36 protein-coding genes are annotated in these 23,959 nt (G+C 30.2%); 35 read left to right on the plus strand and 1 reads right to left on the minus strand.

Translation table 11 applies throughout. The features are described 5' to 3' along the window. The first annotated feature begins 64 nt into the window (after positions 1 to 64). The 35 genes from ACVHXK_RS13390 to ACVHXK_RS13560 all read left to right on the plus strand — a co-directional run bounded on the left by ACVHXK_RS13390 (position 65) and on the right by ACVHXK_RS13560 (position 23,523). Positions 65 to 217, plus strand: coding sequence for a hypothetical protein (locus tag ACVHXK_RS13390; protein WP_461206910.1), 153 nt, complete (start codon positions 65 to 67; stop codon positions 215 to 217). Between the two features lie 6 nt (positions 218 to 223). Continuing rightward, positions 224 to 661, plus strand: a complete 438-nt coding sequence (locus ACVHXK_RS13395; RefSeq protein WP_461206911.1) for an RNA polymerase subunit sigma — start codon at positions 224 to 226, stop codon at positions 659 to 661. A 144-nt stretch (positions 662 to 805) separates the two neighbouring features. Then, positions 806 to 1,222: a helix-turn-helix domain-containing protein gene (locus ACVHXK_RS13400; protein WP_461206912.1), complete on the plus strand. Its 417-nt coding sequence runs from the start codon at positions 806 to 808 to the stop codon at positions 1,220 to 1,222. 246 nt (positions 1,223 to 1,468) lie between these two features. Next, positions 1,469 to 2,128, plus strand: a complete 660-nt coding sequence (locus ACVHXK_RS13405; RefSeq protein ID WP_461206913.1) for a recombinase family protein — start codon at positions 1,469 to 1,471, stop codon at positions 2,126 to 2,128. 103 nt (positions 2,129 to 2,231) lie between these two features. Further along, on the plus strand, positions 2,232 to 2,822 hold the full coding sequence (locus ACVHXK_RS13410) for a hypothetical protein (protein WP_461206914.1): 591 nt from the start codon (positions 2,232 to 2,234) through the stop codon (positions 2,820 to 2,822). 21 nt (positions 2,823 to 2,843) lie between these two features. After that, positions 2,844 to 4,604 carry a hypothetical protein gene (locus tag ACVHXK_RS13415; protein ID WP_461206915.1) on the plus strand — a complete coding sequence of 587 codons (1,761 nt, stop codon included), beginning with the start codon at positions 2,844 to 2,846 and terminating at the stop codon, positions 4,602 to 4,604. Positions 4,605 to 4,615: 11 nt separating this feature from the next. Continuing rightward, positions 4,616 to 5,962 (plus strand): phage portal protein, encoded by a 1,347-nt coding sequence (locus ACVHXK_RS13420; protein ID WP_461206916.1) that lies wholly within the window; start codon positions 4,616 to 4,618, stop codon positions 5,960 to 5,962. Next, positions 5,955 to 7,109 carry a minor capsid protein gene (locus tag ACVHXK_RS13425; RefSeq protein ID WP_461206917.1) on the plus strand — a complete coding sequence of 385 codons (1,155 nt, stop codon included), beginning with the start codon at positions 5,955 to 5,957 and terminating at the stop codon, positions 7,107 to 7,109. The genes ACVHXK_RS13420 and ACVHXK_RS13425 overlap by 8 nt, the downstream gene beginning before the upstream one ends. Positions 7,110 to 7,121: 12 nt before the next feature. Beyond that, positions 7,122 to 7,364: a hypothetical protein gene (locus ACVHXK_RS13430; RefSeq protein ID WP_461206918.1), complete on the plus strand. Its 243-nt coding sequence runs from the start codon at positions 7,122 to 7,124 to the stop codon at positions 7,362 to 7,364. Positions 7,365 to 7,575: 211 nt separating this feature from the next. Then, positions 7,576 to 8,211, plus strand: coding sequence for a DUF4355 domain-containing protein (locus ACVHXK_RS13435; RefSeq protein WP_461206919.1), 636 nt, complete (start codon positions 7,576 to 7,578; stop codon positions 8,209 to 8,211). 11 nt (positions 8,212 to 8,222) lie between these two features. Then, on the plus strand, positions 8,223 to 8,597 hold the full coding sequence (locus tag ACVHXK_RS13440; protein WP_461206920.1) for a hypothetical protein: 375 nt from the start codon (positions 8,223 to 8,225) through the stop codon (positions 8,595 to 8,597). A 15-nt stretch (positions 8,598 to 8,612) separates the two neighbouring features. Next, a complete protein-coding gene (locus tag ACVHXK_RS13445) occupies positions 8,613 to 9,641 on the plus strand; it encodes a major capsid protein (RefSeq protein WP_461206921.1) in 1,029 nt (342 codons plus the stop codon). A gap of 43 nt (positions 9,642 to 9,684) precedes the next feature. After that, positions 9,685 to 9,960 carry a hypothetical protein gene (locus ACVHXK_RS13450; protein ID WP_461206922.1) on the plus strand — a complete coding sequence of 92 codons (276 nt, stop codon included), beginning with the start codon at positions 9,685 to 9,687 and terminating at the stop codon, positions 9,958 to 9,960. Position 9,961: 1 nt separating this feature from the next. Beyond that, the gene (locus tag ACVHXK_RS13455; RefSeq protein ID WP_461206923.1) at positions 9,962 to 10,372 is read left to right on the plus strand and encodes a DUF6751 family protein; all 411 of its coding nucleotides are present in this window, start codon (positions 9,962 to 9,964) and stop codon (positions 10,370 to 10,372) included. Beyond that, positions 10,372 to 10,731: a minor capsid protein gene (locus tag ACVHXK_RS13460; protein ID WP_461206924.1), complete on the plus strand. Its 360-nt coding sequence runs from the start codon at positions 10,372 to 10,374 to the stop codon at positions 10,729 to 10,731. Before ACVHXK_RS13455 ends, ACVHXK_RS13460 begins: the two co-directional genes overlap by 1 nt. Continuing rightward, positions 10,728 to 11,162, plus strand: coding sequence for a chloramphenicol resistance protein (locus ACVHXK_RS13465; RefSeq protein ID WP_461206925.1), 435 nt, complete (start codon positions 10,728 to 10,730; stop codon positions 11,160 to 11,162). The genes ACVHXK_RS13460 and ACVHXK_RS13465 overlap by 4 nt, the downstream gene beginning before the upstream one ends. Before the next feature lie 5 nt (positions 11,163 to 11,167). After that, complete coding sequence (locus ACVHXK_RS13470; RefSeq protein WP_461206926.1) at positions 11,168 to 11,647, plus strand: hypothetical protein; 480 nt, start codon at positions 11,168 to 11,170, stop codon at positions 11,645 to 11,647. Positions 11,648 to 11,664: 17 nt separating this feature from the next. After that, a complete protein-coding gene (locus tag ACVHXK_RS13475; protein WP_461206927.1) occupies positions 11,665 to 12,009 on the plus strand; it encodes a DUF6673 family protein in 345 nt (114 codons plus the stop codon). Continuing rightward, the gene (locus ACVHXK_RS13480; protein WP_461206928.1) at positions 12,009 to 12,599 is read left to right on the plus strand and encodes a bacteriophage Gp15 family protein; all 591 of its coding nucleotides are present in this window, start codon (positions 12,009 to 12,011) and stop codon (positions 12,597 to 12,599) included. Before ACVHXK_RS13475 ends, ACVHXK_RS13480 begins: the two co-directional genes overlap by 1 nt. A gap of 218 nt (positions 12,600 to 12,817) precedes the next feature. After that, positions 12,818 to 14,947, plus strand: a complete 2,130-nt coding sequence (locus ACVHXK_RS13485; RefSeq protein WP_461206929.1) for a phage tail protein — start codon at positions 12,818 to 12,820, stop codon at positions 14,945 to 14,947. Next, positions 14,940 to 15,803: a phage tail family protein gene (locus ACVHXK_RS13490; protein ID WP_461206930.1), complete on the plus strand. Its 864-nt coding sequence runs from the start codon at positions 14,940 to 14,942 to the stop codon at positions 15,801 to 15,803. The genes ACVHXK_RS13485 and ACVHXK_RS13490 overlap by 8 nt, the downstream gene beginning before the upstream one ends. Position 15,804: 1 nt before the next feature. Next, entirely contained in the window at positions 15,805 to 16,896 is a 1,092-nt protein-coding gene (locus ACVHXK_RS13495) for a siphovirus ReqiPepy6 Gp37-like family protein (RefSeq protein ID WP_461206931.1), read from the plus strand. Positions 16,897 to 16,900: 4 nt separating this feature from the next. Continuing rightward, positions 16,901 to 17,560: a hypothetical protein gene (locus ACVHXK_RS13500; protein WP_461206932.1), complete on the plus strand. Its 660-nt coding sequence runs from the start codon at positions 16,901 to 16,903 to the stop codon at positions 17,558 to 17,560. Further along, positions 17,561 to 17,806, plus strand: coding sequence for a hypothetical protein (locus ACVHXK_RS13505; RefSeq protein ID WP_461206933.1), 246 nt, complete (start codon positions 17,561 to 17,563; stop codon positions 17,804 to 17,806). 1 nt (position 17,807) lies between these two features. After that, positions 17,808 to 18,731 carry an Ig-like domain-containing protein gene (locus ACVHXK_RS13510; RefSeq protein ID WP_461206934.1) on the plus strand — a complete coding sequence of 308 codons (924 nt, stop codon included), beginning with the start codon at positions 17,808 to 17,810 and terminating at the stop codon, positions 18,729 to 18,731. Continuing rightward, positions 18,731 to 19,075, plus strand: coding sequence for an Ig-like domain-containing protein (locus ACVHXK_RS13515; RefSeq protein WP_461206935.1), 345 nt, complete (start codon positions 18,731 to 18,733; stop codon positions 19,073 to 19,075). Before ACVHXK_RS13510 ends, ACVHXK_RS13515 begins: the two co-directional genes overlap by 1 nt. Then, positions 19,075 to 19,335 carry a hypothetical protein gene (locus ACVHXK_RS13520; RefSeq protein ID WP_461206936.1) on the plus strand — a complete coding sequence of 87 codons (261 nt, stop codon included), beginning with the start codon at positions 19,075 to 19,077 and terminating at the stop codon, positions 19,333 to 19,335. The genes ACVHXK_RS13515 and ACVHXK_RS13520 overlap by 1 nt, the downstream gene beginning before the upstream one ends. Continuing rightward, positions 19,336 to 19,719, plus strand: a complete 384-nt coding sequence (locus tag ACVHXK_RS13525; protein WP_461206937.1) for a gp53-like domain-containing protein — start codon at positions 19,336 to 19,338, stop codon at positions 19,717 to 19,719. Between the two features lie 15 nt (positions 19,720 to 19,734). Then, positions 19,735 to 20,031 (plus strand): hypothetical protein, encoded by a 297-nt coding sequence (locus ACVHXK_RS13530; protein ID WP_461206938.1) that lies wholly within the window; start codon positions 19,735 to 19,737, stop codon positions 20,029 to 20,031. A gap of 1 nt (position 20,032) precedes the next feature. After that, positions 20,033 to 20,149 (plus strand): XkdX family protein, encoded by a 117-nt coding sequence (locus tag ACVHXK_RS13535; protein ID WP_461206939.1) that lies wholly within the window; start codon positions 20,033 to 20,035, stop codon positions 20,147 to 20,149. A gap of 103 nt (positions 20,150 to 20,252) precedes the next feature. After that, a complete protein-coding gene (locus ACVHXK_RS13540) occupies positions 20,253 to 20,528 on the plus strand; it encodes a hypothetical protein (RefSeq protein WP_461206940.1) in 276 nt (91 codons plus the stop codon). Positions 20,529 to 20,556: 28 nt separating this feature from the next. Then, on the plus strand, positions 20,557 to 21,384 hold the full coding sequence (locus tag ACVHXK_RS13545) for a peptidoglycan recognition protein family protein (protein WP_461206941.1): 828 nt from the start codon (positions 20,557 to 20,559) through the stop codon (positions 21,382 to 21,384). Between the two features lie 20 nt (positions 21,385 to 21,404). After that, on the plus strand, positions 21,405 to 21,767 hold the full coding sequence (locus ACVHXK_RS13550) for a hypothetical protein (RefSeq protein WP_461206942.1): 363 nt from the start codon (positions 21,405 to 21,407) through the stop codon (positions 21,765 to 21,767). A 205-nt stretch (positions 21,768 to 21,972) separates the two neighbouring features. Further along, positions 21,973 to 22,866, plus strand: coding sequence for a Kiwa anti-phage protein KwaB-like domain-containing protein (locus ACVHXK_RS13555; RefSeq protein ID WP_461206943.1), 894 nt, complete (start codon positions 21,973 to 21,975; stop codon positions 22,864 to 22,866). A gap of 21 nt (positions 22,867 to 22,887) precedes the next feature. Continuing rightward, positions 22,888 to 23,523 (plus strand): hypothetical protein, encoded by a 636-nt coding sequence (locus ACVHXK_RS13560; RefSeq protein WP_461206944.1) that lies wholly within the window; start codon positions 22,888 to 22,890, stop codon positions 23,521 to 23,523. A 231-nt stretch (positions 23,524 to 23,754) separates the two neighbouring features. Here ACVHXK_RS13560 and ACVHXK_RS13565 read toward each other — a convergent pair whose 3' ends face one another. Then, entirely contained in the window at positions 23,755 to 23,907 is a 153-nt protein-coding gene (locus ACVHXK_RS13565) for a ribbon-helix-helix domain-containing protein (RefSeq protein WP_461206945.1), read from the minus strand. Positions 23,908 to 23,959 lie beyond the last annotated feature (52 nt).

The raw sequence follows: 23,959 nt of genomic DNA on the forward strand, positions 1-23,959 counted from the left end.
CAGAGGTTAAGAAAGGTTACATTTTACTCGAAAAAAAAAGTGTAACCACATGAAGGAGGATAAAATGGGCTTGGATATGAAAGAAATTTACAGAGGTAGAATAGAACAAATTGATATAGATTCAAAAAAATGTATTCATTATAAAGATTGGAAACAGTTAGCGAAACTAAAAGCTGAAAAGAAGAGGTTAGAAGATTTGATAGAAAAAATGAGGTGATAACCAATGAATGAATATAAAAAAGTAGAAGCTATGTTATACAACTATAATTCAAATAAAGTAAAAATAAAAAATTTAGAATTAGAAATAGAATCTTTAGACAATGATTATCGAGGAGCTGGAGCAATAACATATGAAGAGAAGTCAGCACCAACTAATAAATTCAACTCTTGTGTAGAGAATGAAGTTGTTAAAAGAGATGAAAAACTTATTAGACTAAGGAAATTAAAAAGGTTAAAAGAAATTGAAGTTGAGAAAATAGATAATGTAATTAGTTTATTCAGGGAAAGAGATCAAATTCTTATTGAAGAGTATTATATGAAAAGAAATCAGCTTAAAAATATAAGTAAGATTATTAATCTGGAAGAGAGCTATTTATCAACTTATAAGACTAATATAATCAATAAAATAGTTAATATACTATTTATAGAAGAAACACCTTAGAAACTTCTTGAAAACTCCTTAGAAATAAACAATATATTGGGTGTGAATCCGTTATATAATAGTAGCATAGAAGAATACGAAATAAGGACACCTTTGAAAAGGGTGTCTATTTTTATGAGTATAAGTAAAGGAGGTATTGGATAGTTGAATATTATTACTAAAGAACAGGATATTATGATTGATATGTTGCTCCAAGGGGAGAATATAAGCGATGTTGCTAAAAAGATAGGTGTTACTAGACAAACTATTTATACCTGGAAGGATAAGGAACACGTCAGGGCTGAGCTTGAGAGCCGGAGACGAATGATTAAAAAGAGCGCTAATGACCGTATAACAAGAGATGTATGTACCTATGTAGATAATATTAAAGACCTTGCCAATAACTCCACAGACCAACGTGTGAGGCTACAGGCTAATAGGTATTTGATAGACCAATGCCTTGGCTCTCCAACTACCACTAAGGAAGATAAAAAGGTTATTAGCAATGATAATGGCAATAAAGATACTAATACTCTCAAAACAGAGCTTGAAGAAATTAAAAATTTAAAGGTTGTTAAGTAGTCTTTAAATGTACTCATTTTGATACATATAAGAATACGATGTATTCAATGGGTTTAAGTGGTATTAAATAATTTATAAATGTATCAATATATAGTGTTGACATTATGATACCTTAGTTATAGAATTAGTTTATAGATATGTGGAGAGTCGATTGAAAGGGGGTACATTCTAAAATAGAGAATGTCAAAATCACTGTCAGCGAGTTCCACAATTTCTATAACAAATTTTAAAAGTCGAGGTGTTAAAATGTTATATTTTGCGTATCACAGAACATCCACTAAAGACCAACATTTAGATAGAGGCATAAAGTCAATAAATGATTTTGTAGAAGAAAGAAAAGTTACATTGCATCATACGATTTATACTGATCAATGCACTGGTAAGAATTTTAAAAGACCTGCCTATAAAGATATGAAGGCTGAAATGTTATTTCAAATAGACCAGGGGCAAGAAGTTTCTTTAGTAGTTACTGAACTTGATAGACTTGGTAGGAATAAGCAACTTACGTTAAATGAAATAAGAGAAATGCAGAGTAAGGGCATAAGATTAATGGTTTTAGAAATTCCAACTACACTAGTTGATTATAATACTTTTAATGATAATAATATGGCTAAAATGATGATGGAAACTATTAATAATATGCTGGTAGAAATGTATGCTTCATTTGCTCAGGCTGAATTGGAGAAAAAAGAAAAACGACAACGTGAAGGAATTGCAGCTAAAAAAGCCAGAGGTGAATGGGATGATTATGGTAGGCCAAGAGCATTAGATTTTGATAAATTCGTTAAATATTATAAAAGAGTTTTAGCAAAAGAATTGAAACCAACGGAAGTTATGAATTTACTAGGTTTAACAAAACCAACTTACTATAGGTATGCTAAAGAATATAATAAGGTTAGCGAGTAGAACAATAAAAAATGATGTTGAAATTACGTTATTAACAAAAGAAAAATAAAGGAATTTAGTCCTTTCTATAGAATAAATGTTCATATAGAAAGGATGATGTGTTATGGATAAAAAAAATTTTATAAAGAATTATATTAATCTATGTGATGAAGTAATTGCAAGCAACAATGATTTAAAAGCAAAAGAACTAGAAGGGCTAATTTGCTCTACTTTTGAGAACTTAGTAAAAAATATTAAGGGTGGATTAGATTTTGATGTTCCAGATTTTTATAGCACAGGGGATGTACATCGTGCTGATCATATTGCGAATATAAAAAAACTTAAAAGTAAATTAGAGTTGCTGTATTCGCAAGCAGAGTCTAATGATAGCAATCCTCAAAATAATGCGGGCATAAATATTTCATTAGATAACTCTAGTAACAATTCAAATGTAAACAAAAATTCGTTAAAGATTGATTTGAAAGTCTTATTTAAGGAAGCTAGAGACAAAATAGAAAGTAATGATTCATTATCTGAAGAAGAAATGAATGAGGTTTTGGAAAAAATTAATGAAATAGAAGAAATAAATAATAGTAATGAATCTAAAAATAAGAAATGGTTTAAATTAAGACCTGTAATGAACTGGTTAGGGACAAAAGGTGTTAGCGTAGCAACGTCAGTATTAGGATTAGTAACTGCGCTTCTAAATAATTAGATAAAAGGTAGGTGATAAAGTTTGAATATACCATTTGAGTTTCCAAGTGATGAAGCCCGTAATAAATGGTTGCTTTATCACTTTCTTAAAAAGTCTTATATTGATATAGGTATTCTAGAAAATAAGGCTGAGGAATTAACTGAAAAAAGAATTATTGAAAACTCTAAGAATTTATTTGAGTTCCATGGATTAGCGTGGCAACTCGGGCAAATATCACTGGAGTTTTTTTGTATGTATTTTTTACAAGATATTTATTTACCAAAAGAAGATAATGTTGCTGCTCCACTAGCTTCAGTTCATGAAGAATTGTGGAAAGATATCCAAAATAGTATTATAGGTAATGGACCTGAACAATTAGGAAGAGTTCTTCCAAGAGGTACTGGTAAAAGTGCATTTGGTACTTTGGGACCTACTTGTTGGAGTGTGGCTTATAAACATAAAACTTATGTATTGATTTGTTCTGATATAGGCTCAACTGCTGAAAAATTCATAAAAGATATTAAGGATAATATGCTTGAAAATAAATATATTGAAAGTGCTTTCGGTAAGATTCTTGATGATAAGAATAGAAATTTTATTTGTAACTCTACTCAATTAGAATTTACTAATAAAACTTTCGTTGAGGCTATTTCTTCTACTTCTCCAATGAGGGGTAGAAAATATAAAAATGTTAGACCAGATCTTATAATTTTAGATGATTATCAATCTGAGGATGATGTTAGAACCGAAGAAGCTAGAGAAAAGAAGTGGAAAAGATATTCTGATGATGTTAAGTTTGCAAAACAAAGGCCAGTAAAAAGGAATGGTAAAGTTGTAAAAAAAGGTACTGTTCTTATGGCTTGGGGAACTCAGCAGCATAAAGAATGCTTTTATTCTAGATTGATTAAAACTGCTACTTGGACTTTTAAAAAAGAAAGAGGAGTTCTAGTTGATAATGTTGATGAATATTTTAATTCTGGATTATGGTTAGAATTTAAGAAAATACTAAATAATTTTATTAATATAGAAAGGCTCCAAGATGCTAAAGAATTTTATTACCAGCACGAGCATCAAATGCAATTTGATACACTTTGGAGTGAGTTTTGGGATTGTTTAGAATTAGCAATGGATTATTTTGAAAATCCTAACTCTTTCAAACAAGAGGTCCAAGGTGATGTTGATTCTATAGGCGAAAAATGGTTCAAGTCAATGCATACTGAGAACCGAGAAGATATTGAAAATCATGAATTTATTAAAACAATGCTTATTGTGGACCCAGCTTCTGGTGGAGGTCGCAAGAATGACTATAGTGCTTATATGGTTGGTTCAACTGCTGACAATGGGCATAAGTATTGTAGAAAAGGTGAGCTTGCAAAAATAAATGCAAGACAAGAATTTGATAAATATATAGACCATATGATTGATTTATTACTTGAGTATATTGATATTACTCATGTGTTTATTGAAAAAAATACTTTCAATGGTGCAGATGCTAACCAACTTGAGAAAAAAATTAATGAACATTTAGTTCTTAAGTATAGAAATATAACTATTTTAAATGAAACTCAAAGAAAAAATAAAGATGATAAGATATCTACTATAATTCCTTTCGTAAATCGAGGGGAATTTGTTTTTTGCTCTGATGATGAAGGGTTTAATAATCAGATTATGGAATTTGCAAGTCAAAAATATACGCTTCATGATGATGCAGCTGATGCCGCAGCTGAATTTTTCTTGAGAGTTGATAAAATAGAAGTTTCAAGTGAAATCCAAATATTAGATAGAAGAGCATTTGGATTGTAGGAGGTGGTTATATGACATTAAGTGAATTAATAAAAAAACTATTTGGAAAAGAAACTGGATTAGATTTAAATAATCCAGACCATATGAATTTAGTAAAGAAAATATATGGTACCTATAATGCATACAAACATAAATATGAAAAAATGTATAGATATTATAAAGGTGATACTGATGCAATGAGAAAATATAAGTTCGTAACTGAAAGGTCTAACCTTAAGATAAACACAAATTATATTAAAAAATTCATAAAAGAAGAAGTTTCTTATACTGTTGGAAATGAAATAACGTATGAATCTAGGAGTGATGATTCTAATGTTATTAAAGATATTGAATACTATACTGCGCATTGGGATGAATTGCACGATTCTGACTTAATGAAATATTTACTCATTTTTACTCAAGTTTATGAATTGTACTATATAGATGGTAATGCTGATTTTTGCAGTAAAATAATAAAACCTACTGAAGGATATGCCTATACAGATAAAGCTTCAGGAAAGGTTTTGTTTTTTATCCATGCATTTAAAAATGATTTTGATTATACAACTTCATATATTGATGTGTACACTGCGGATAAAATTTATCATTTTGATGGAAAATTCAATGAAATAGCAACCTCAACAAATCATATATTTGGTGAAGTTCCAGTAAGTGTTGGCAAATTATCTTTAGAAGAATATCACGATAGTTTATACAATGATATTAAGGGTTTACAGGATGCATTTGAAACTAATTTCTCTGATATAGGAAATGAAATAAGTGATTTTAGAAATGCCTATTTAGTATTTACGGGATGTGGAGTTGATGAAACGAAAATCCCTGATATGAAAAGACTAGGTATATTAAATGCTAAGGATAAAAATAGTAATGTTCAATGGCTTATAAAAAATATTAATGATACATTTATCCAAAATACTCTTGATAGGTATGTGGATACAATGTATCAAATGGCTTGCCATATTAATCACAATGAAAATATGGTTAGTAATTTAAGTGGTATTGCTTTAAGGTCTAGATTAATTGCACTAGAAAATAAATGTGAGCTTGAAGAAAAGGCTCATAAGAATATAGTTAAAAATAGGCTTAAATTTCTATGTAGATATTTAAATTTAAAAAAGAATAAAAATTATGATTATAAAGATATTAAAGCATTGTATACACCTAACATTCCAATAGATGATTTATCAACTGCTCAGATGCTTTCGCAGGTACCAGAAGGAACTATATCTAAAGATACATCAAGAGGATTATTTAGTTTTATTAATAATAAAGTTGCTGAATCTGAAAAAGTTAAAAAAGAGCAAAATGATGAATTACTGAAAATAGATTTAAATAATTTAGGTGATGCAAATGAGTAAGGAAGAGGAATTTGTTGAGAGTCTTTATGATGAAGCAGATGAACAGATTAAAGAAATTTACAAGGAGCAAAAGAAAAACAGAGATAAGATATTGAATGTTATTGCAGGTATATTATTGACATATACTATTTTAAATAATGTTATTAAGCTTTCTAAGAAAGAAAAAATAAATAAATATAATAAGCTATCCAATATCATTATTAATGGTGCAAAATCAAGCAGTAAAGTTCAAGAAAGTGTTATAACGGATATTCTAAGTAATACAGTTAATAACACTTTTAATTTTTATAGTTATAATGCAAAATTAAAAGACGTTTCAGGAATAGTAGGGAATAATTTTAAAGGCAAACATTTTTCAACCAGGGTTTGGAATAATGAAAAGGAAGTAGCTAAACATCTTCACAAGCAAGTCAATGATTTTCTTAATGGTAAGATAAATGTTAATCAAATTAAGAAAGATATTGAAACAACTTTTAATACAAGTGCTTATAATGCTAAAAGACTTGCAGAAACAGAAGTTTCAAGAGTACAAAATGAGTCATTTTTAAGATTTTGTAAAGAAACTGATGTTAAAAAGCTTAAGTATAATGCGACTTTAGATAGTAAAACTTGTAATGATTGTGCTGAATTTGATGGTAAAATATATGATTTTGGAAAAGAACTAGGACTACCAAGACATCCTTTATGTAGATGTTTTTATGAAATTGCTGATAAAGATTATATTGAAAATAATTCCAATAGTGATATAATGAAGTCAGTATCAACAAGTGGAGCGCTAAATCCTTATAGTACAGAAGCTCAAAATCATGCAAAGCAATATTATGAATCTGTGCGTCATATGAAAACAGATACTAAAAAGATTTCTGAAAATGTTGGATGGAAACAAAGTTCAATAGATAAAATAAAAGCGCATGTGTTTATAAAAGAACATGATTTGGGCAATGCGACAAAAGAAAGATTTTATCCATCATATGATATGGCTCAATCATGGCAAAGATTAATTGAAGGTAAGAATATAAAAATACAAGATTTAGTTTTATTAAAACATGAGTATCTTGAATTGGTATTAATGGAAAAGGGATCTAGTCAATTAGAGGCCCATAATATAGCTAGTAAGAAACATAATTTTGCTAAATACGTGAAGTAAAGGAGGATGTATATGGTACATTTAAAAGAGATAATTTATCAAAATGGAATAATAAAATGCTTATACTCCCCTGAAAAGTGTGGAGAATATGGTTTTATTGAATACAATGTAAATAATGATTCATTAGTAAGTTTAAAACAAACAAAATATGACGAAGATAAGCAATTTTATTATATGAATGTGAAAAATAAACTTAGAGCTTTTGTTAAGGATATAAACAATATACCTAATGAATATAATTTAGTTATATTTTAAGCACTTACTTAGAAAAAGAGTAGGTGCTTTTATTATATATAAAATCAAGTCTTAGAAATAAGGCTTTTTTATTTTGCCCTAAAGCATGGCTTTAAACTGTTTTAATATGTCTTGTGGGCAATTTTGTGTACAAGGGGTGTAATTATACCAAATCAATTAAAATTTGTGTCCTAGGGTGATTTGATTAGTCTAGGGGATAGGAGGATTATATATGTTAAAAAAAGAATTGTTAGAAAAAATTAAAAATGCTAAAGATGATGAGGATATAAATTCTCTGCTTACCGGAACAGATATTGAAGAACAATTTAAAGATAGTGGAATGACTTTAGAAGCCTTTAAAGGAAAGTTAAAAGAAAAAGAATTCAAATCTTTTTTAGAAAGCGAAAATGATAAGTATCATAACAAGGCTTTAAAAACTTGGAAGGAAAATAATTTAGAAAAGGAACTTGAACCTTTTATTAGTGAAAAGTATCCTGACTTGGTTACGGATCCAGCTAAAAAAGAAGCTTTGGAAGCTAAAAAAGAAATTGAAAAGTTAAAAGCTGAAATGGCGAGAAAAGATTTGCTTTCAGAAGCTACTAAGTATGCACTTGAAAAGAAGCTTCCAGTAAAGTTTGTTGAAAAGTTTTTAGGTGAAGATTTAGACACAACAAAGACTAACTTAGATAGTTTGGGTGAAGATTGGTCAAAAGGTTTGGAAGCTATGGTAAATGAAAAAATGAAGTCTAGTTCTTATGTACCTGGTGGAAGTAATCCAGATGGTACAAAACTAACGATTGGTGCTTCAATAGCACAACAAAATAATAAATCAAATGCAGCACCAAGTGATCCTTGGGCTAGCAAATAAGGAGGTAAATTATGAATTTTACAAAATCAACTTTCGATTCTGATATGGAAATATTGTATAGCAATGCTAATTTGGTTGCTTTTAGTGGTACTGTTTTAGCTGCTAATGTAACTGAAGCTGATGAAAATGGTAAAAAATATGTGCTGGCTGGGAGTCTAATTGATGTAGATGGAAATGTGGTAACTGAAACTGGAGTAGAAGGGTCTGAAACATTATCGACAACGCCTGTTGGAGTATTGTTCCATACTGTTGATGTTACAAATGGTGACCAACCAGGCTCTTTAGTTGTAGAAGGTTATTTGAGAAAAGACAGAGTAGTTGATGATACCTTTGATAATACACTTGATGATATTAAAACTGCTTTACCAAAAATAACATTTAGATAATAGGGGGAATTTACAATGCCAAGAATACAAGATGTTTTTAATACAGAAGAATTAATAAATTATTTTAAAGAAAGACAAGTGGCTGCAATGCTTGGGGAAAGCTTATTCCCTGAGAAAAAAATTCAAGATATTGAATTTGATATGATTTTAGGAACTGGTGGACTTCCGGTAATTGCAAATGTCCATGCTTATGATACTAAAACTCAAATGGCAAGTAGAGATGCAATTGACAAAGGTGTTGCAAGTTTAGCACTTATTAAGAGACAAATAAAGCTCACAGAAAAAGAAATTATTAAAGTTACAAATCCAAGAACTGATGCAGAGTTATCATTTGTATTATCTCAACTTTACAAAGATGCTGAAAAAATGACTGATTCAGTTAAAGTAAGAGTAGAAGCTATGAGAATGGAATTGCTTTATAGTGGTAAGATTGCTATTAATGAGAATGGAGTAAAAGTTACTGTTGATTACAAGGTTCCAACTGCAAACCAAAAGTCATTTACTTGGAATGCTCCAACTACCGATACGCCTTTAGCTGATTTAGAAACAATGGCAGCAGCTGTTGAAACTACTTCTGGATATAGACCTACTAGAGCTCTCACTTCTAGGAAAATTGTTAAGGCAATATGTGCTTGTGATTCTGTTAGAAAAGCAATAAATGGAGTTAATTCAGATAGAATTGTCACTTTAGCTCAACTAAATGAGTTATTAGTTCAATTAGAATTACCTATGTTTCTTACTTATGAAGGTAAATATAGAAAAGAGGGAGCTAAGTCATTTACAACTGTAAGATATTTTGCAGAAAATAAGATTTCTATGTTTGGTGATGAAACTCTAGGAGAAACTATTTATGGTTTGACTGCTGAGGAAGTAAAGCTTATTGGTGATGGGAAAATGGAGGAAGCTTCAATGTTAGATAATAAAATCTTTGTTGGAACTTATACTTCTATTGATCCAGTAGGAGAATTTACTAAAGCTGTTGCTACTGCTCTTCCAACTTTACCGCACGGAGAAGAATTAGGGATAGGAACTATAACACTGTAGGAGAGTTTATAATGACTCTTCTATTTTGTTAGGAGGTTTATGGATGTATAGTGATGAAGATAGAGCTATAGGAATGATAAAAGGATATCTTAATGTTAATGGAAATAGAAAGTGGACAAAAGATTATATATTGACTAATTATGGTTTAGCAGTTGAAATGCTGGTTGAAAAAGCAAACAAAATAAATTCTATAAAAGCTGCAGGAGTTAAATCATTTAGTGAAGGAAATCAATCTGTGAGTTTTTCTGAGGGTGAAGCATGGACAATAACTGATGATATAAAGGTCCTTTTACCGGTTCCTTTTGTAGGGATGTGGTGATATGGCTGTATTGGTTAAAAACTCTGACATAACTATTTATAATAAATATTACAACAAGGGAATTGATTCAGATGGATATCAAAGGTCTATTATTGAAGGAGTTAATTGGCAGGGTAAAAGAAATGCAACCGTAGGTGATAAAGGATTAAACTTTGATGACAGTGTAATTATCTTTATAAATAAAATAGATAATTATACTTCACCTAAAAGTTTTAAGAAGCTTTCGGATATTGAAAAACCGAACTATGTAACTTTTGCAATTGGAGATAAAGTAGTAAAAGGACAGATTGATTTTGAAATAATGGGAATAAAACCTTATCGTGTAACTGATTTAGAAAATAATTATGATGATGTTTCAACAATTATGTCTGTTAGAGAATTAAGTGGACACTGGGAGGTGGAATGTAAATAATGGCTAATAGAGTACGAATTAATATGGATTCAACACAAAAAATCCTATTGAGAAGATATTTGAATAATAATGGTCAAGCACAAGTTAAATTTTCAAAAGAATGTGCAAAACAGATGAACAATTATATTCCATTCCTAAGCGGCCGACTTAAAGACATGACAGTAGAAATTAATACGACTAATGTAACTTACAATGCTCCTTATGCAGCAAAACAATATTATACTAATCAAGGCAACGGTAGACAAGGAACTTCTAATGGTGGTTTAAGAGGTAAGCAATGGGCTAATAGAATGTGGGCAGATAAAGGGAATGATATAGTTAGAACTATTGCTGACTTTGTTGGAGGGAGTACAAGATGATTATTGATAGCGTTAGGAAATTTATAAAAACTTGTCCTTATCTACAAAAACTTGATTATGCAATCCGTGTCAATGTAGATTACTTGGCAAAAGATATTTCTTCTTATTCCATTGAAGAGGTACCAGTTAATCCTATAATAAAAAAATATGTTAATGGATCTAGCAAGAGACAATTTACTTTTATATTTACTAGTAGGGAAAGTTATGGACCTGATGTTTTACAGAATATAGATAACTGTGGATTTTATGAAGATTTTGCAAATTGGATGGAAGAGGAAACGGACAAAGGTAATTTGCCGGTTATGGAAGAAAAAAAAGATGCTTTAGAATTAAAAGCTACAACAACCGGATATGCTTTTCAAACAGATGTTGATAAAGCGAGATATCAGATACAATGTAGATTAACTTATTTGCAAAAACAGGAGAGGTGATATGAATGTCAATTAGAAAAAGAAAGGTGCAAGCTAATTACTTAAAAATTAGTGATGCTTTTGAACTTTTAGGAGCAGGTTTTACTGAATTGAATGAAAGTCCTAGTGCTCAAACTGCTTCAAGAAGATATATTAATCAATCAAGTTCAAGCCAAAGTGTAACAGGTTATGAATGGTCTAGTTCATTTAATGCGGACCAGATAGTGTCTGAAAATGCAATTGAATATATTAGAAATATTGGAGAAATGCAACTTGTAGGTACAGATACAGAATCTGAATATATTATTGTTGATTTAGATATGCCTGCTCAAACTGCAGGGTATAGAGCAAGAAAATTCAACGTTGCAATAGCGGTAGATAGTTTTGAGGATAGTGATGGTGAATTAGGTGTTTCGGGAAGCTTCTTAGGTATTAGTGATCCTGTTGAAGGAACATTCGATACAACAGGCAAAACATTTACTGAAGGTTTTACGGCCAAAGTATAACTGGAGGAGGTATTTAAATGATTGTTAATAATGTTGAATTAGAAGATATTAGTATTTTTGATGCTGATGTAGCTGAAAAATACGAAAATGCATTAATTGAGGTTGAAGAAAAAATAAAAAAAACTGAAGGTATGAAAGTTTCAGAAAGTATAAGATTTCAATGTACTGTAATATTCAATGTTTTTAATGAATTATTTGGAGAAGGAACTGATAAAAAAGTTTTTGGGCATAAGGTTAATCTTCTAGTTTGTCTTAAAGCTTTTGAAGAATTAGTTTTATCTTTTAATTCACAGAAACAAGAATTGGCTAAGATTAGTAAAAAATATTCTCCAAATAGGGCGCAAAGACGAGCTAAACAATAATGAATATCCTTATTGATTTAGTTCCGACTTTTATAAATATTGATGGAAAAGAATATGAAATTAATTCTGATTTTCGTACTTCAATTCTATTTGAATTACTTATGCAGGATAATGATCTCCCAGATGAAAATAAAATAATGCAAGCATTAGAACTCTATTATCCTATTACACCTGAAAATGTTAATGAGGCTGTAGAACAAATGCTTTGGTTCTATAGGTGTGGTAAAGATATTATTTCATCTAAAGGTAATGGCAAAAGCAGTATAAATATTTATAATTTTGATTATGATGATGATTATATTTATTCTGCTTTTGTAGATCAATATAGAATAGATTTACAAGACATAGAATATTTGCATTGGTGGAAATTTAAAGCTATGTTCAAGGCTCTAAAAGAAGATAATGAGATAGTTAAAATTATGGGCTATAGGTCCATAGATTTATCTAAAATAAAAGATAAAGAGCAAAAGGAACATTATAAAAAAATGAAGGAATTATATAAGATTCCAATAAGTAAAAATGAATTACAAAAAATTAATGACGTTGAAAAGGCACTACTAAATGGTGAGAACTTAAGTGAAATACTTTAATAGATGTTATTAAAGAGGTGATTATTATTGAAAAGATAAGATGTCCATATTGTAGCCAGCTTTTACTTAAAGCTGAGTATATTAGGGGTGAAATTAAATGTACCAGGTGTAAGAAGATAATTAAATTAGAAATTCCAAAAGACAGAGCTAAGAGCCACACCAAAGAGTAGTGAGCCAATGCCTGCTTTTTTTATTTTATAAAAAAGTAGGTGATAATAGTGGCTGATGGAAGCATTATAATTGATACACAGATAGACAGTAGCGGGGCTGAAACGGGAGTTAACAATTTAGGCGGTAGATTATCGAATGTAGCTAAGACAGGGCTAAAAGTATTTACGGGTGCTGTAATAGCAACCGGAGCTGCTTTAAGTACATTAGGGGCAGCGAGTATTAATCTAGCAAGCGATTTGCAAGAAGTTCAAAATGTTGTTGATGTAACTTTTGGTGATAATGCAAGTGAAATTAATGAATGGGCAAAAAATGCTGCAACTGCATTTGGATTAAGTGAATTACAAGCTAAACAATTTAATGGAACTATGGGATCTATGCTTAAATCTATGGGGCTTACCGGTGATGAAGTTCTTGATATGTCGGAAAGTATGACTGGACTTGCAGGTGATTTTGCTAGTTTTTATAATCTTGATCCAACAGAAACTTTTGCGAAGATAAGAGCTGGCATATCTGGTGAAACTGAACCTTTGAAACAGCTAGGTATTAATATGAGTGTGGCAAATCTTGAAGCTTATGCATTGGCAGAGGGACTTACTAAACCTTATAATGAAATGACTCAAGCAGAGCAAGCAATGCTAAGATATAATTATTTGATGGATGTTTCTGCTGATGCACAAGGAGATTTTGAAAGAACATCAGATTCTTTAGCTAACCAATTAAAAATAGCAAAATTGGGTGTAAAAGATTTAGGAAGCACAATTGGAACAGCGTTATTGCCTATGGCTCAAGAGGCAGTTAGTGAACTTAATGGGATGGTAGGACAATTAAAAGATGCTTTTGAAAAAGGTGGTTTTGATGATTTAGTTGCTAAATTTGGGGATGTGTTTTCACAGATTATTGTCAAAATTGCTGAAAAAGCACCTGACATAATAAATGCAGGGATATCAGCAATTCAATCTTTTATAAGTGGGATACAAAGTAATCTTCCTCAAATAGCAAATTCTGCAATACAAATAGTAACAAGTTTGTTTAATGGTATCTTGGCTTTATTGCCTCAGATATTAGAACTAGGAATAGAGTTAATTATTAATTTAGCTCAGGGAATAGCTCAGGCAATTCCGGGAATGATACCTACGTTAATTTCAGTTATTACAGGTATGTGCGATACAATAATATCTAATATTGGGACTATTGTTGATGTTGGTATACAAATACTTATGGCATTAGTGCAGGGTTTAGTTGAATCGTTACCGACTCTAATACAAGAAGTTCCTCGAATAATTAATGATTTTTCAAATGCAATATATGCACAGCTACCTAAAATACTTAAGGCTGGTATTGATATATTACTAATGCTCATAAAGGGTTTGATTGATAGTATACCAACTTTGATAGCTAATCTTCCTCAAATTATTTTGGCTATTATAAATGTGATAACTTTGTACAACTGGGCTAGTTTAGGTAAGTCAGTAATAAAATCGATTGGCAAAGGGATTACTTCTATGAAAGGTCACGTTCTAACTATTGGTAAAAATATAGCGCAAGGTATTGGGAATGCTATTAAAGCTATTTTTACAGGTGGACTTAGTTGGGGTAAAAATCTTATTCTTAATATGGATAGAGGATTTTCTTCAATGGGAAGTTTTTTAAGAAGTTCGGCTAGTTCTATAGCAAGAGGTGCATTAAATTCAATAAAATCAATTTTTACAGGTGGCTTTAATATAGGTAAAAACCTTATACGAGGGATTTGGAATGGTATTGGGAATATGAAAAATTGGATTTTAAATAAAATTGGGGGCTTTGCTGGTAATGTAATTAGTGGAATTAAAGATTTCTTTGGAATTCATTCTCCTAGTAGAATTATGAGAGATTTGATAGGTGTTAATTTGGTTAAAGGTATAGGTGTTGGTGTTGACGTGGAAACTCCAAAACTCCAAAAGGACATTGATGCCAATATGTCTGATTTAACTACTAAAATGAAAGCTACAGTGGATTATGAAACATCTAATACTGCAGCTAAGGTTGTTGGTGGTAATAGCAATAAAAATTACTCTAACACAATAAATAATAATGATAATGGAGTTACTCAAAATGTTACAATAGTTAATCCAGAACGAACTCCATCTGAAAATGCAAGAGCTCTTAAGAAAGTAGGGAGGGATTTGGCATTTGAATAATAAGTATTTAATACTAAAATTAGTAAGCAATAATAAAACGTTAGAATTGGGAAATGAAAATTATAAAATAGTAGATTTAGAAGGGATAGAAAGTGCTGAATTTGAAATAAATTTAGTATCTAATACGCAATATGATGGAAGCCATGTGGACAGTAAAAGGATAAATAAGAGACCTATTTTTATTTCCGCTGATTTTAAGGGAGTTAATAAAGAGACTGAACGTAAAAAGTTAGTTTCTTTTTTTAACCCTAAAAATACAGGTATATTAATAATTGATTATTGCGGATTAGAAAGAAGCATAGAATATGAAATTGAAGCTTTTGATTCTAAAATAAATAATATTTATGACCAATTAAATTTTCAAGTAGATTTGATATGCCCTGATCCATTTTTTAAAAACACTGATGAATCTAAAGAAGAAGTAGCTTTATGGGTTGGTGACTTTGAATTTCCATTAGAAATAGGTGAAGAAGGCATAGAAATAGAACATAGAGAACCATCTTTAATTGTTAATATTTTTAATGATGGTGATGTTGAATGTGGAATAAGAGTTGAGTTTAAAGCATTAGCAACAATAGAGAATCCATCTATAGTAAATGTTAATACGCAAGAATTTATTAAAATAAATAAAACAATGCAAGCAGGTGAAATAATATCTGTTAGTACTTATGCTGGAAATAAAAAAGTAGAAAGTAGTCTTAATGGTGTAACTGTTAATGATTTTAATTATATAGATTTTGAATCTACATTTTTGCAATTACAACCTGGAGATAATCTTATGCGCTATGATGCAGCTGTGAATATTGATAACTTAGAAGTAACAATATATTATATGCCATTGTATTTGGGGGTATAGTATGGAGTTATATATTTTTGATAGACAATTAAATTTTAAAGGAATATTAGATGATTTTACTTCTTTAATGTGGACACGAAGATATTATAAGAGTGGTGAATTTGAGTTGCACTGTGCGTTAACTTCAACTACTTTAGGTTTATTATCAAGAGAAAATATTATATATAAAAAAGATGATGATGAAGCAGGATACATTGAATATAGAAATCTAAAACAAAATACAGATGGTAGTGAAACTTTAGTATTAAAGGGTAGATTTCTTTTGGGGTATTTGAGTAGACGAATCATTTGGGGTACTGAAATATTAAATACTACAACTGAAAATGCTATGAGAACATTAGTGAATAAAAATTGTGTTATGCCAATAGATAGTAATAGGATAATTGATAATCTTAGTTTAGGTACGTTGAATAATTTTACTCATAATGTTAATTATCAAGTATCTTATAAGAACCTTGCGGATGAACTAGAAAATTTAAGTAATGTATCAGGTCTAGGGCATAGAGTGAAACTTGACATTAAAGAAAGAAAATTAATATTTGATGTGTATGAGGGACTAGATAGAAGTATAAACCAGAGTATTAATCCAAGGGCAATTTTTTCTAAGGAATTTGAAAATATCTTAGAACAAGAATATGTAGATAATTTCAATGACTATAAAAATTTAGTACTCGTTGGAGGTGTTGGAGAAGGTACTTCAAGAAAACTGGCTACAGTGGGTAATGCAAGTGGACTAGATAGATTTGAAGTATTTGAAGACCAAAAGAGCTTGAGCAATGAAAATGACGGTGTAGTTATGAATGATACTGATTATATTAATTTATTAATAGAAAAAGGGAATTCTAAGTTGTCTGAAACTAAAGAAATAACAACTTTTGAAAGTAAAATTAATTTGAATTCTAATTTGGAATATAAAAAAGATTTTGATTTAGGAGATATTGTTACACACTTAAGTAAAAAATGGGGTGTGATTCTAAATCCGAGGATTACGGAAGTCGAAGAAATTTATGAAAGTGGAGGGAAACAAATTAATGCTGTGTTTGGCAATAATATCCCAACGATAATAGATAAGATTAATCAAAAATTGAGGTGATGTAATGGCTGAAAAGAGTGGCATTTTTAAAAGCATTAGTGGAGATAGAAAATATAAATCAGATTTTTTTGCGGAATATTTCGCAAGTTTTATTGGTAATGGTATATTCCCTAACCCTTCAAGCGGATTGCAAATAATTGCAAATAATGATATGACAGTGACCGTTAAAGCTGGACAAGGATGGATTAATGGATATTACTACTGTAATGATAGTGATTTGATTTTAACTCTTGATGTTGCTGATGGTGTATTAAATCGAATAGATAGAGTTGTCTTACAATTTAGCACAACAAACAGAATTATTCAAGCTACCGTTAAAAAGGGTACATTTGCTAGTTCTCCAGTTGCGACAGATATAGTTCGTGATGCAGATTACTACGAACTAGGACTTGCGGATATATATATTAATGCTGGAATAACAAGCATTACACAAGAAAATATTACAGATCTAAGACTAGATAATAATTATTGTGGAGTTGTAAAAGGTACAATAGAAGAAATTGATACAACTGATTTATTTGCACAGTATCAAGATGCATTTAATACGTGGTTTGATGATATGAAAAATCAACTAAGCACAGATGCTGCGGGTAATTTACAATTACAAGTTGATAATAAAGTTGATAAAGGGTGTACTTGGGGAGAGTTAGCAGGGGTGAGTTAGATGCTGAATATAACAAATATTGAATTTACTAAGAATACAGTAGCAACTAATGAAGCTTTATTAATCAAAGTTAGTATTGAAGAAAGTTTTGCAATATGGAGTGATTTAGAAGGTTCAACTTGGAATGACATAAATAATAAAACTTGGGAAGAGCTATTTGTAAGTTGGGATAATATAAATAATAAAACCTGGTCTGAAATCAATGAAAAGACTTGGGAAGATATTAAGTTAAGGAGGTTTGAATAGAATGGCAGTACAAACAGTAAAAGCAGTAATCAATGGAAGCACATATGATTTGTCTTATAATAGTACTAGTGGAAAATGGGAAGCTACTATAACAGCTCCCGCAATATCAAGTTATAACAACAATGTGGGACACTATTATCCGGTTGAGATACAAGCTGCTGACCAAGCAGGTAATAGCACTATTAAAGATGATACAGATGGAACTTTGGGTAGTAAATTAAAGTTATATGTAAAAGAAACAGTGAAACCTACGATATCAAGTTTATCACCATCATCTGGCGCTAAACTCACGAACTCAAGTCCAACAATAACATTTTCACTAAGAGATGAAACAAATGGTTCTGGTGTGAAAATATCATCATTGGTTTTCAAAATTGACGGTGGAGAAACTATTAGCAACGATTCAGCTGGTATGGTATGCACCTCCGTATCTAATGGTTATGATTGCACATATACATGTCAATCAGCACTTTCAGAAGGTGGTCATACTATTACTATATCGGTACAAGATAATGATGGTAACTTATCAAGTACAAGTTCAACATCATTCACAATTGATACAGTACCACCAGTATTGAATATCACTAACCCAACTAATGGATTAATAACAAACAATGCTAGTCTAGCTGTGAGTGGTACTACAAATGACGTAACTTCATCCCCAGTAACTGTTACTATAAAATTGAATGGAGTAGACCAAGGAACAGTTTCCGTAGCAAGTGGTAACTTTAGTAAATCAATTACATTATCTCAAGGAAGTAATACTATCGTAATAAGGTCAACAGATGGGTCAGGTAAATATTCAGAAATCACTAGAACAGTAACATTAGATACAACTCCACCAAATATTACAGCTGTTACACTTACACCTCAAACTACTAATACTGGCACTACTTTTGTAATTCAAGTTACGGTATCAGACTAATGAGAATGGTGGGTTATGTAAATGGGATTGAGGTCAGTTTTGACTTCATCCCACCAAATACATTTAAAGCTGAAATACAGAAGAAAATAAGTGGACAATATATTATTCAATTAAAAGCTATTGATAGCGCTGGTAATGAAACTAACTATTCAGATTTATTTGTGCGTATAGATTTTCAAAAGATGGAAGTTAAAATATTAGATGAAAATTTTAGATTTAATAAAAATGGAGTGAATTTTGGTTTCTCAATTTTGAGTAAGGATACCAATACAAAAGAAATTGAGTGTATTTATACAAATGAAAAGATTGTATCTAAATACAATTACAGAGAGTTGGTGATGTAATGTATGTAACACAAGGAGAAGTAAGAGAAGTAGGAATCGAAATTAATAATCTACTAGGACAAGATTTTACAATTGATGCATCAGAGTATGAAATTTTAAAAACTGATGGAGACGTAATAGAAACTGGACAACCAACAATGGATGGACATAAATTGATTGCATTATTCTCAGCTACTGAAAAAGGTAGATTTTATGTATGGTTTAAATATCATATAGGTCCAGAAATATTAAAAGCAAAAATACTCGTGGAGGTGAATTAAATGCAATATACAACAAATTATAATTTGAAGAAACCAGATTTAACTGATCCCGTTAGCGTCGGTGATTTGAATGATAACATGGACATAGTTGATGCGCAATTGTCAGAAATGATGAACGAAGCAAGTTTTAGTGCAAACGGTTGGTTTAAAGATAAAAAAACAGGATTAATAATTCAATGGGGTAGCAGTGATTTTAGTTCATCTAACCCAAGGTCACTTTCATTTCCAATAGAATTCCCTAATGCATGCCTTAGTGGTTCTATAGAAATGATTTCAGCGTCACAATTTTCAACAGGAATAGCACTAGGTAGAACTGCCTTTAACGTCTATAGTAGTTGTGGAGTTCAAGCATATGGGTTTTATTGGTTTGCTATAGGTTATTAAGAGGAGGAAATAAATATGAAATATTTAAGCATAAAAGAGGGTAAAAGCTTCAGTTTTAAAACAAACGAAATACATGGGTTACCACAAGAAACAGATATTGTGATATCTGATGTATTATATAACGAGTTCTTTAAAAAGCAAAGTGAAGGAATTTGCTTAAGATTAAAAGAATTCCATGAAGGTGAAGTGTTATTTGAGAATCTCTTTGAAGAATATACGCCGCAACCTATTGAAAAAGAAAAAGAAAAAACAGAATTAGAAATAATGCAAGAAACGCTAGATACATTAGTACTAAGTATGTTGGAGGTGTAGTATGTACGAAACTTTATTAAGACTTTACAAGTCAGAAATGATAGATGAAACAAAGTTAGAGAACGCAGTTATAAAAGGTTGGATTACAGAAGGGCAGAAGCAAACAATTATGTCATAATAGATTAATAATGCGACACAAATAAATAAGTTTAAAAGGCAAAGTAGAGACTAGAAATAGTCTTTTTATTTTGCCTTTAATTATATGAGAAAGAAGGTGCTTTATGACCAATATAGGCATTGGAGTTATATGTACAATTCTGGGGACTTTGTTAGGTTTATCAGGATTTTGGAGAAATTCAAAAAATGATATAAAAGATGATAGCAGGCAATTTACAAGAGTTGAATCTAAACTGGATTATGTATCGAAAGGAGTTGACGACATAAGGCTTGATATAAAAGCACAAGACAGAAAGATATCTGATGTAGTAGAAAGAGTTGTAAGAGTAGAAGAAAGCACCAAATCAGCACACCATCGTTTAGATGAGATAGAAAAATAATATTTTTAAATAAAAAGGAGTGGTTTAAATGTACGCAGAATTAAATTTAGCGCAGTTATTATTATTGTTAGATAAACACGATTTTAAGGAGCTTCACGTACATCATACTTGGAGACCTGAAAAGAAAGATTATGATGGGTCTAATGCAGTAGCACTACAAAATGGTATGAAAAATTACCATGTAAATACAAAAGGTTGGTCTGATATAGGTCAACATATAACAATTTTCCCTGACGGAAAGATTTTAACAGGTAGGAATTTCACTTGGAATCCAGCATCTATTCTTGGACATAACAGTAAGGCATTTATGTTAGAAATGATAGGTAATTTTGACGTAGGTCATGACGTTTTAGAAGGGGCGCAGTTAGATGTATTGCTAGGTCTAATTACTTACTTTACAGACAAAGGTAAGTATACACGTTTCCATAATGAAAATAGTACAAAGACTTGCCCAGGTTCTTCCATAGTTAAAACACACATTATGGGACTTGTAGCAACTGCGAAGAAACCATCAGCTGGTGTAGGTGATGGACACGTAACTGTAAGACAAATACAAGAATTGTGCAACGAATACGGATATAAAGACAAATGGGGACATGCTTTAAAATTGGATGGTATTTGGGGAGTTAAGACTGCTAGTGCGGTACCACTTATTAAAAAGGGTTCAAATTTAAAATACTTTGTATATCTTATTCAGAAAATCCTTTTATACAAGGGATATAAATTACCTATTTATGGCGCTGACAAGTTCTTTGGCAAAGAAACATTAGCAGCTATTCTTGCATTCCAAAAGAAGAATTATTTAGTACCAGATGGAATTGTTGGGCCATTAACTTGGGCTGAATTATTAAAATAAAAAAGGAGATGTGAAGATTAATGAAAGAACAAATTTTTAACTTTATTTTTGAATACAGATTTATAATTGTTGTGATAATCGCTGTACTTGCATATGCACTATTCGAAAGAGAAAAATTTAAGTCTAAAGCTTTTAGTATGATGCTACAAGCTAAAAGGCTAGCAAAGAAAGCAGTGCTAGATTCAGGAAGAGATCAAGAAGATTGGGTTGTAGATAATTTATATAAGTTGCTACCAAAAGTCATTACATTAGCTTTTTCAGAGGAGGCACTAAAATCTATATTAAGAAAAATAGTAAGTGCTTTATATAAAGCCGCTAAGGACAAATTGGACGATGGAGTTATAAATAATAGCATAGAAAATACAGAAGAATTAGAAGATTAAATTTTACCCTGGGCTTAGGCTCAGGGATTTTTTTTATTTTTGGAAAAACTTGTCCTTTTTAGTAAAAAAGTATACAATATAACAAAAGAAACCACTGCTGATTGACCGTCAATGTGGTTTCTAAAAACAAAATATATTTCAATAAATGTATCTCTATTATAGCATATATTTTTTGGAATATAAATATTATAATAGGAGATAATATATGAATAAAAATGAGTTACTACAGGCATTAAATGGTTTTACAGAACAAAATAGTGATGTGAAATTGTTTCTTGGACATAAGAGTAGACGGTTTTATAGTTTTTTAGAATCTGAATTAGGAGATGCAGTCCAAAACGAGATATACAGGTTATTAAAACCGACTATTGACAATATTATTAGAATTAATGATTTGGTTGAGTTTGATGCAGTAGGGAAAAAAGATGGAACTGTTGAATTTATAGGAGCAACTATTGTTGATGGGTATACAACGTTAAGGAATAGTAAAGAAGATCTTAATAATTTAGCACAAAATTTTGATGAACTAAGAGAAATTAATTTTTATTTATCAGAAATATCTAATGGAACTGATAATATTAAAATTTTTAGGAGATATTCTAAATCTAAAAGTCTATCAAAAGGTATAAGACTAAGAATTTTAAATAATCAGTTAAGGAAAATTGATGAAAATATTTTTCAAATTGATAATATTATAGATTTTATTGTAGTCAATGATGATATAATTATTGTATTTAATAGATATTCATTTGAAGTTATAACAAATTATAAAGATAATTATATGGAAAATTTGGGTTTAGCTTTAGAAGAAATTAGTAGAAGTAACCTTATAAATAATATAGAAGATTTTAAAGAAGATTGCCAGAATAGTTTAAGAATTGCAAAACAATTTACTAGAGCAATGAGAGATAGCAGTATTTCATTGATATTAGAAAATTTGGATAGAGTTTCAGAGGCTATAAGAGAAGCTGAATTGCCAATAGAATTTGTTAATAATAAATTTCAGTATGAAAGTAAAGAACAATTATCAATATTAGTTGCTTTACTATCAGATAGTTATGCAAAGACGATAATTGGGAACAGACTTACAAATTCATAGAATTTAAGGAGCTGAGTATTAGTGATTACTAAATTTAGTAAATGGATTTTATTTATATCGTCATACATCCCATTGTATATAATTTTTATTATTAGTAATGGTTTTGATACTTATTCAAAATATGTAGAGATAAAAATTCAAGAAGATTATAATATCAGTTTACTAATTGCTACAGCAAAAAAAAATATTGTCTTGATAATTGCTTTTTTAGGATTAACTATAATTTCATTAATTCTGTTAATGATAATAATAAGAGCAGCAGCTACAAGCACGAATTACAAAAAATTTCATTGTTTAAAAAGAAATAATGAAAAAATAAATGAGTATATTTTAGTTTACATTCTTCCTTTTATAACTGTTAATTCAAATGATTTTAAAGCATTGACTATGTTTTTTATTATTTTCATAGTAATTGGGATTGTATCGGTAAGAAATGATTTAGTTTATGTTAACCCTATATTGTATATGCTACAGTATAATATTTATTCTTTTACTGGGGATGAAGAAACAGAAGAAAGATTTATCTTAATTACTAAATACTCTATATTAGAATTAAAAAGTATAGGTAGATTTGAAAATAATTGTATTACAATAAGAGGATCTAAACTAAGTAGTAATGTTTATTTAGTTAAGAAAGCACAGAACCCCAGGATCTAATCTTGGGGTTCTTTATTATACGTATAAAAGTACGTATAAATAAATCACAGAAAAGTTGTTATTTGAGGTGTACCACAACAGTAACAAAATTAGAGTAACACTCCAACATCTTCAATACAGCTATATCGGACCGCCTAGCATTTTCATAGTAACACTGTAATTCCTCTATACTAAGATATTGGAGTGCGCCTTTTTTGTATTAAGATTAAGCCTTAGATTGTTAACCAAGACTTAATCTTCTTTATTCATTTTATAGTACTCTTTTAGTATTTTTGAAACCATATTACTAACAGATCTATCTTCATAAGCAGCATCTTTCTTTAATTTCCTGTGTAATTTTTTAGGTATTGTTATCGTAATTCTAGTATTTTCATCTTTTATCAAGTGCATCACCCCTATACACTTATAATAAATAAAATATATAAATGTTTGTATA

The organism is Clostridium sp. DL1XJH146, assembly GCF_054819755.1.

What these genes read in the sequence shown, in the direction of transcription:
- ACVHXK_RS13420 (WP_461206916.1), top strand. Translation starts at nt 4,616, where the DNA reads ATGACATTAAGTGAATTAATAAAAAAACTATTTGGAAAAGAAACTGGA.
- ACVHXK_RS13455 (WP_461206923.1), top strand. Translation starts at nt 9,962, where the DNA reads ATGGCTGTATTGGTTAAAAACTCTGACATAACTATTTATAATAAATAT.
- ACVHXK_RS13475 (WP_461206927.1), top strand. Translation starts at nt 11,665, where the DNA reads ATGATTGTTAATAATGTTGAATTAGAAGATATTAGTATTTTTGATGCT.
- ACVHXK_RS13515 (WP_461206935.1), top strand. Translation starts at nt 18,731, where the DNA reads ATGAGAATGGTGGGTTATGTAAATGGGATTGAGGTCAGTTTTGACTTC.
- ACVHXK_RS13480 (WP_461206928.1), top strand. Translation starts at nt 12,009, where the DNA reads ATGAATATCCTTATTGATTTAGTTCCGACTTTTATAAATATTGATGGA.
- ACVHXK_RS13555 (WP_461206943.1), top strand. Translation starts at nt 21,973, where the DNA reads ATGAATAAAAATGAGTTACTACAGGCATTAAATGGTTTTACAGAACAA.
- ACVHXK_RS13430 (WP_461206918.1), top strand. Translation starts at nt 7,122, where the DNA reads ATGGTACATTTAAAAGAGATAATTTATCAAAATGGAATAATAAAATGC.
- ACVHXK_RS13505 (WP_461206933.1), top strand. Translation starts at nt 17,561, where the DNA reads ATGCTGAATATAACAAATATTGAATTTACTAAGAATACAGTAGCAACT.
- ACVHXK_RS13495 (WP_461206931.1), top strand. Translation starts at nt 15,805, where the DNA reads ATGGAGTTATATATTTTTGATAGACAATTAAATTTTAAAGGAATATTA.
- ACVHXK_RS13405 (WP_461206913.1), top strand. Translation starts at nt 1,469, where the DNA reads ATGTTATATTTTGCGTATCACAGAACATCCACTAAAGACCAACATTTA.
- ACVHXK_RS13545 (WP_461206941.1), top strand. Translation starts at nt 20,557, where the DNA reads ATGTACGCAGAATTAAATTTAGCGCAGTTATTATTATTGTTAGATAAA.
- ACVHXK_RS13410 (WP_461206914.1), top strand. Translation starts at nt 2,232, where the DNA reads ATGGATAAAAAAAATTTTATAAAGAATTATATTAATCTATGTGATGAA.
- ACVHXK_RS13470 (WP_461206926.1), top strand. Translation starts at nt 11,168, where the DNA reads ATGTCAATTAGAAAAAGAAAGGTGCAAGCTAATTACTTAAAAATTAGT.
- ACVHXK_RS13510 (WP_461206934.1), top strand. Translation starts at nt 17,808, where the DNA reads ATGGCAGTACAAACAGTAAAAGCAGTAATCAATGGAAGCACATATGAT.
- ACVHXK_RS13445 (WP_461206921.1), top strand. Translation starts at nt 8,613, where the DNA reads ATGCCAAGAATACAAGATGTTTTTAATACAGAAGAATTAATAAATTAT.
- ACVHXK_RS13535 (WP_461206939.1), top strand. Translation starts at nt 20,033, where the DNA reads ATGTACGAAACTTTATTAAGACTTTACAAGTCAGAAATGATAGATGAA.
- ACVHXK_RS13525 (WP_461206937.1), top strand. Translation starts at nt 19,336, where the DNA reads ATGCAATATACAACAAATTATAATTTGAAGAAACCAGATTTAACTGAT.
- ACVHXK_RS13425 (WP_461206917.1), top strand. Translation starts at nt 5,955, where the DNA reads ATGAGTAAGGAAGAGGAATTTGTTGAGAGTCTTTATGATGAAGCAGAT.
- ACVHXK_RS13450 (WP_461206922.1), top strand. Translation starts at nt 9,685, where the DNA reads ATGTATAGTGATGAAGATAGAGCTATAGGAATGATAAAAGGATATCTT.
- ACVHXK_RS13500 (WP_461206932.1), top strand. Translation starts at nt 16,901, where the DNA reads ATGGCTGAAAAGAGTGGCATTTTTAAAAGCATTAGTGGAGATAGAAAA.
- ACVHXK_RS13435 (WP_461206919.1), top strand. Translation starts at nt 7,576, where the DNA reads ATGTTAAAAAAAGAATTGTTAGAAAAAATTAAAAATGCTAAAGATGAT.
- ACVHXK_RS13540 (WP_461206940.1), top strand. Translation starts at nt 20,253, where the DNA reads ATGACCAATATAGGCATTGGAGTTATATGTACAATTCTGGGGACTTTG.
- ACVHXK_RS13465 (WP_461206925.1), top strand. Translation starts at nt 10,728, where the DNA reads ATGATTATTGATAGCGTTAGGAAATTTATAAAAACTTGTCCTTATCTA.
- ACVHXK_RS13440 (WP_461206920.1), top strand. Translation starts at nt 8,223, where the DNA reads ATGAATTTTACAAAATCAACTTTCGATTCTGATATGGAAATATTGTAT.
- ACVHXK_RS13395 (WP_461206911.1), top strand. Translation starts at nt 224, where the DNA reads ATGAATGAATATAAAAAAGTAGAAGCTATGTTATACAACTATAATTCA.
- ACVHXK_RS13390 (WP_461206910.1), top strand. Translation starts at nt 65, where the DNA reads ATGGGCTTGGATATGAAAGAAATTTACAGAGGTAGAATAGAACAAATT.
- ACVHXK_RS13550 (WP_461206942.1), top strand. Translation starts at nt 21,405, where the DNA reads ATGAAAGAACAAATTTTTAACTTTATTTTTGAATACAGATTTATAATT.
- ACVHXK_RS13530 (WP_461206938.1), top strand. Translation starts at nt 19,735, where the DNA reads ATGAAATATTTAAGCATAAAAGAGGGTAAAAGCTTCAGTTTTAAAACA.
- ACVHXK_RS13520 (WP_461206936.1), top strand. Translation starts at nt 19,075, where the DNA reads ATGTATGTAACACAAGGAGAAGTAAGAGAAGTAGGAATCGAAATTAAT.
- ACVHXK_RS13460 (WP_461206924.1), top strand. Translation starts at nt 10,372, where the DNA reads ATGGCTAATAGAGTACGAATTAATATGGATTCAACACAAAAAATCCTA.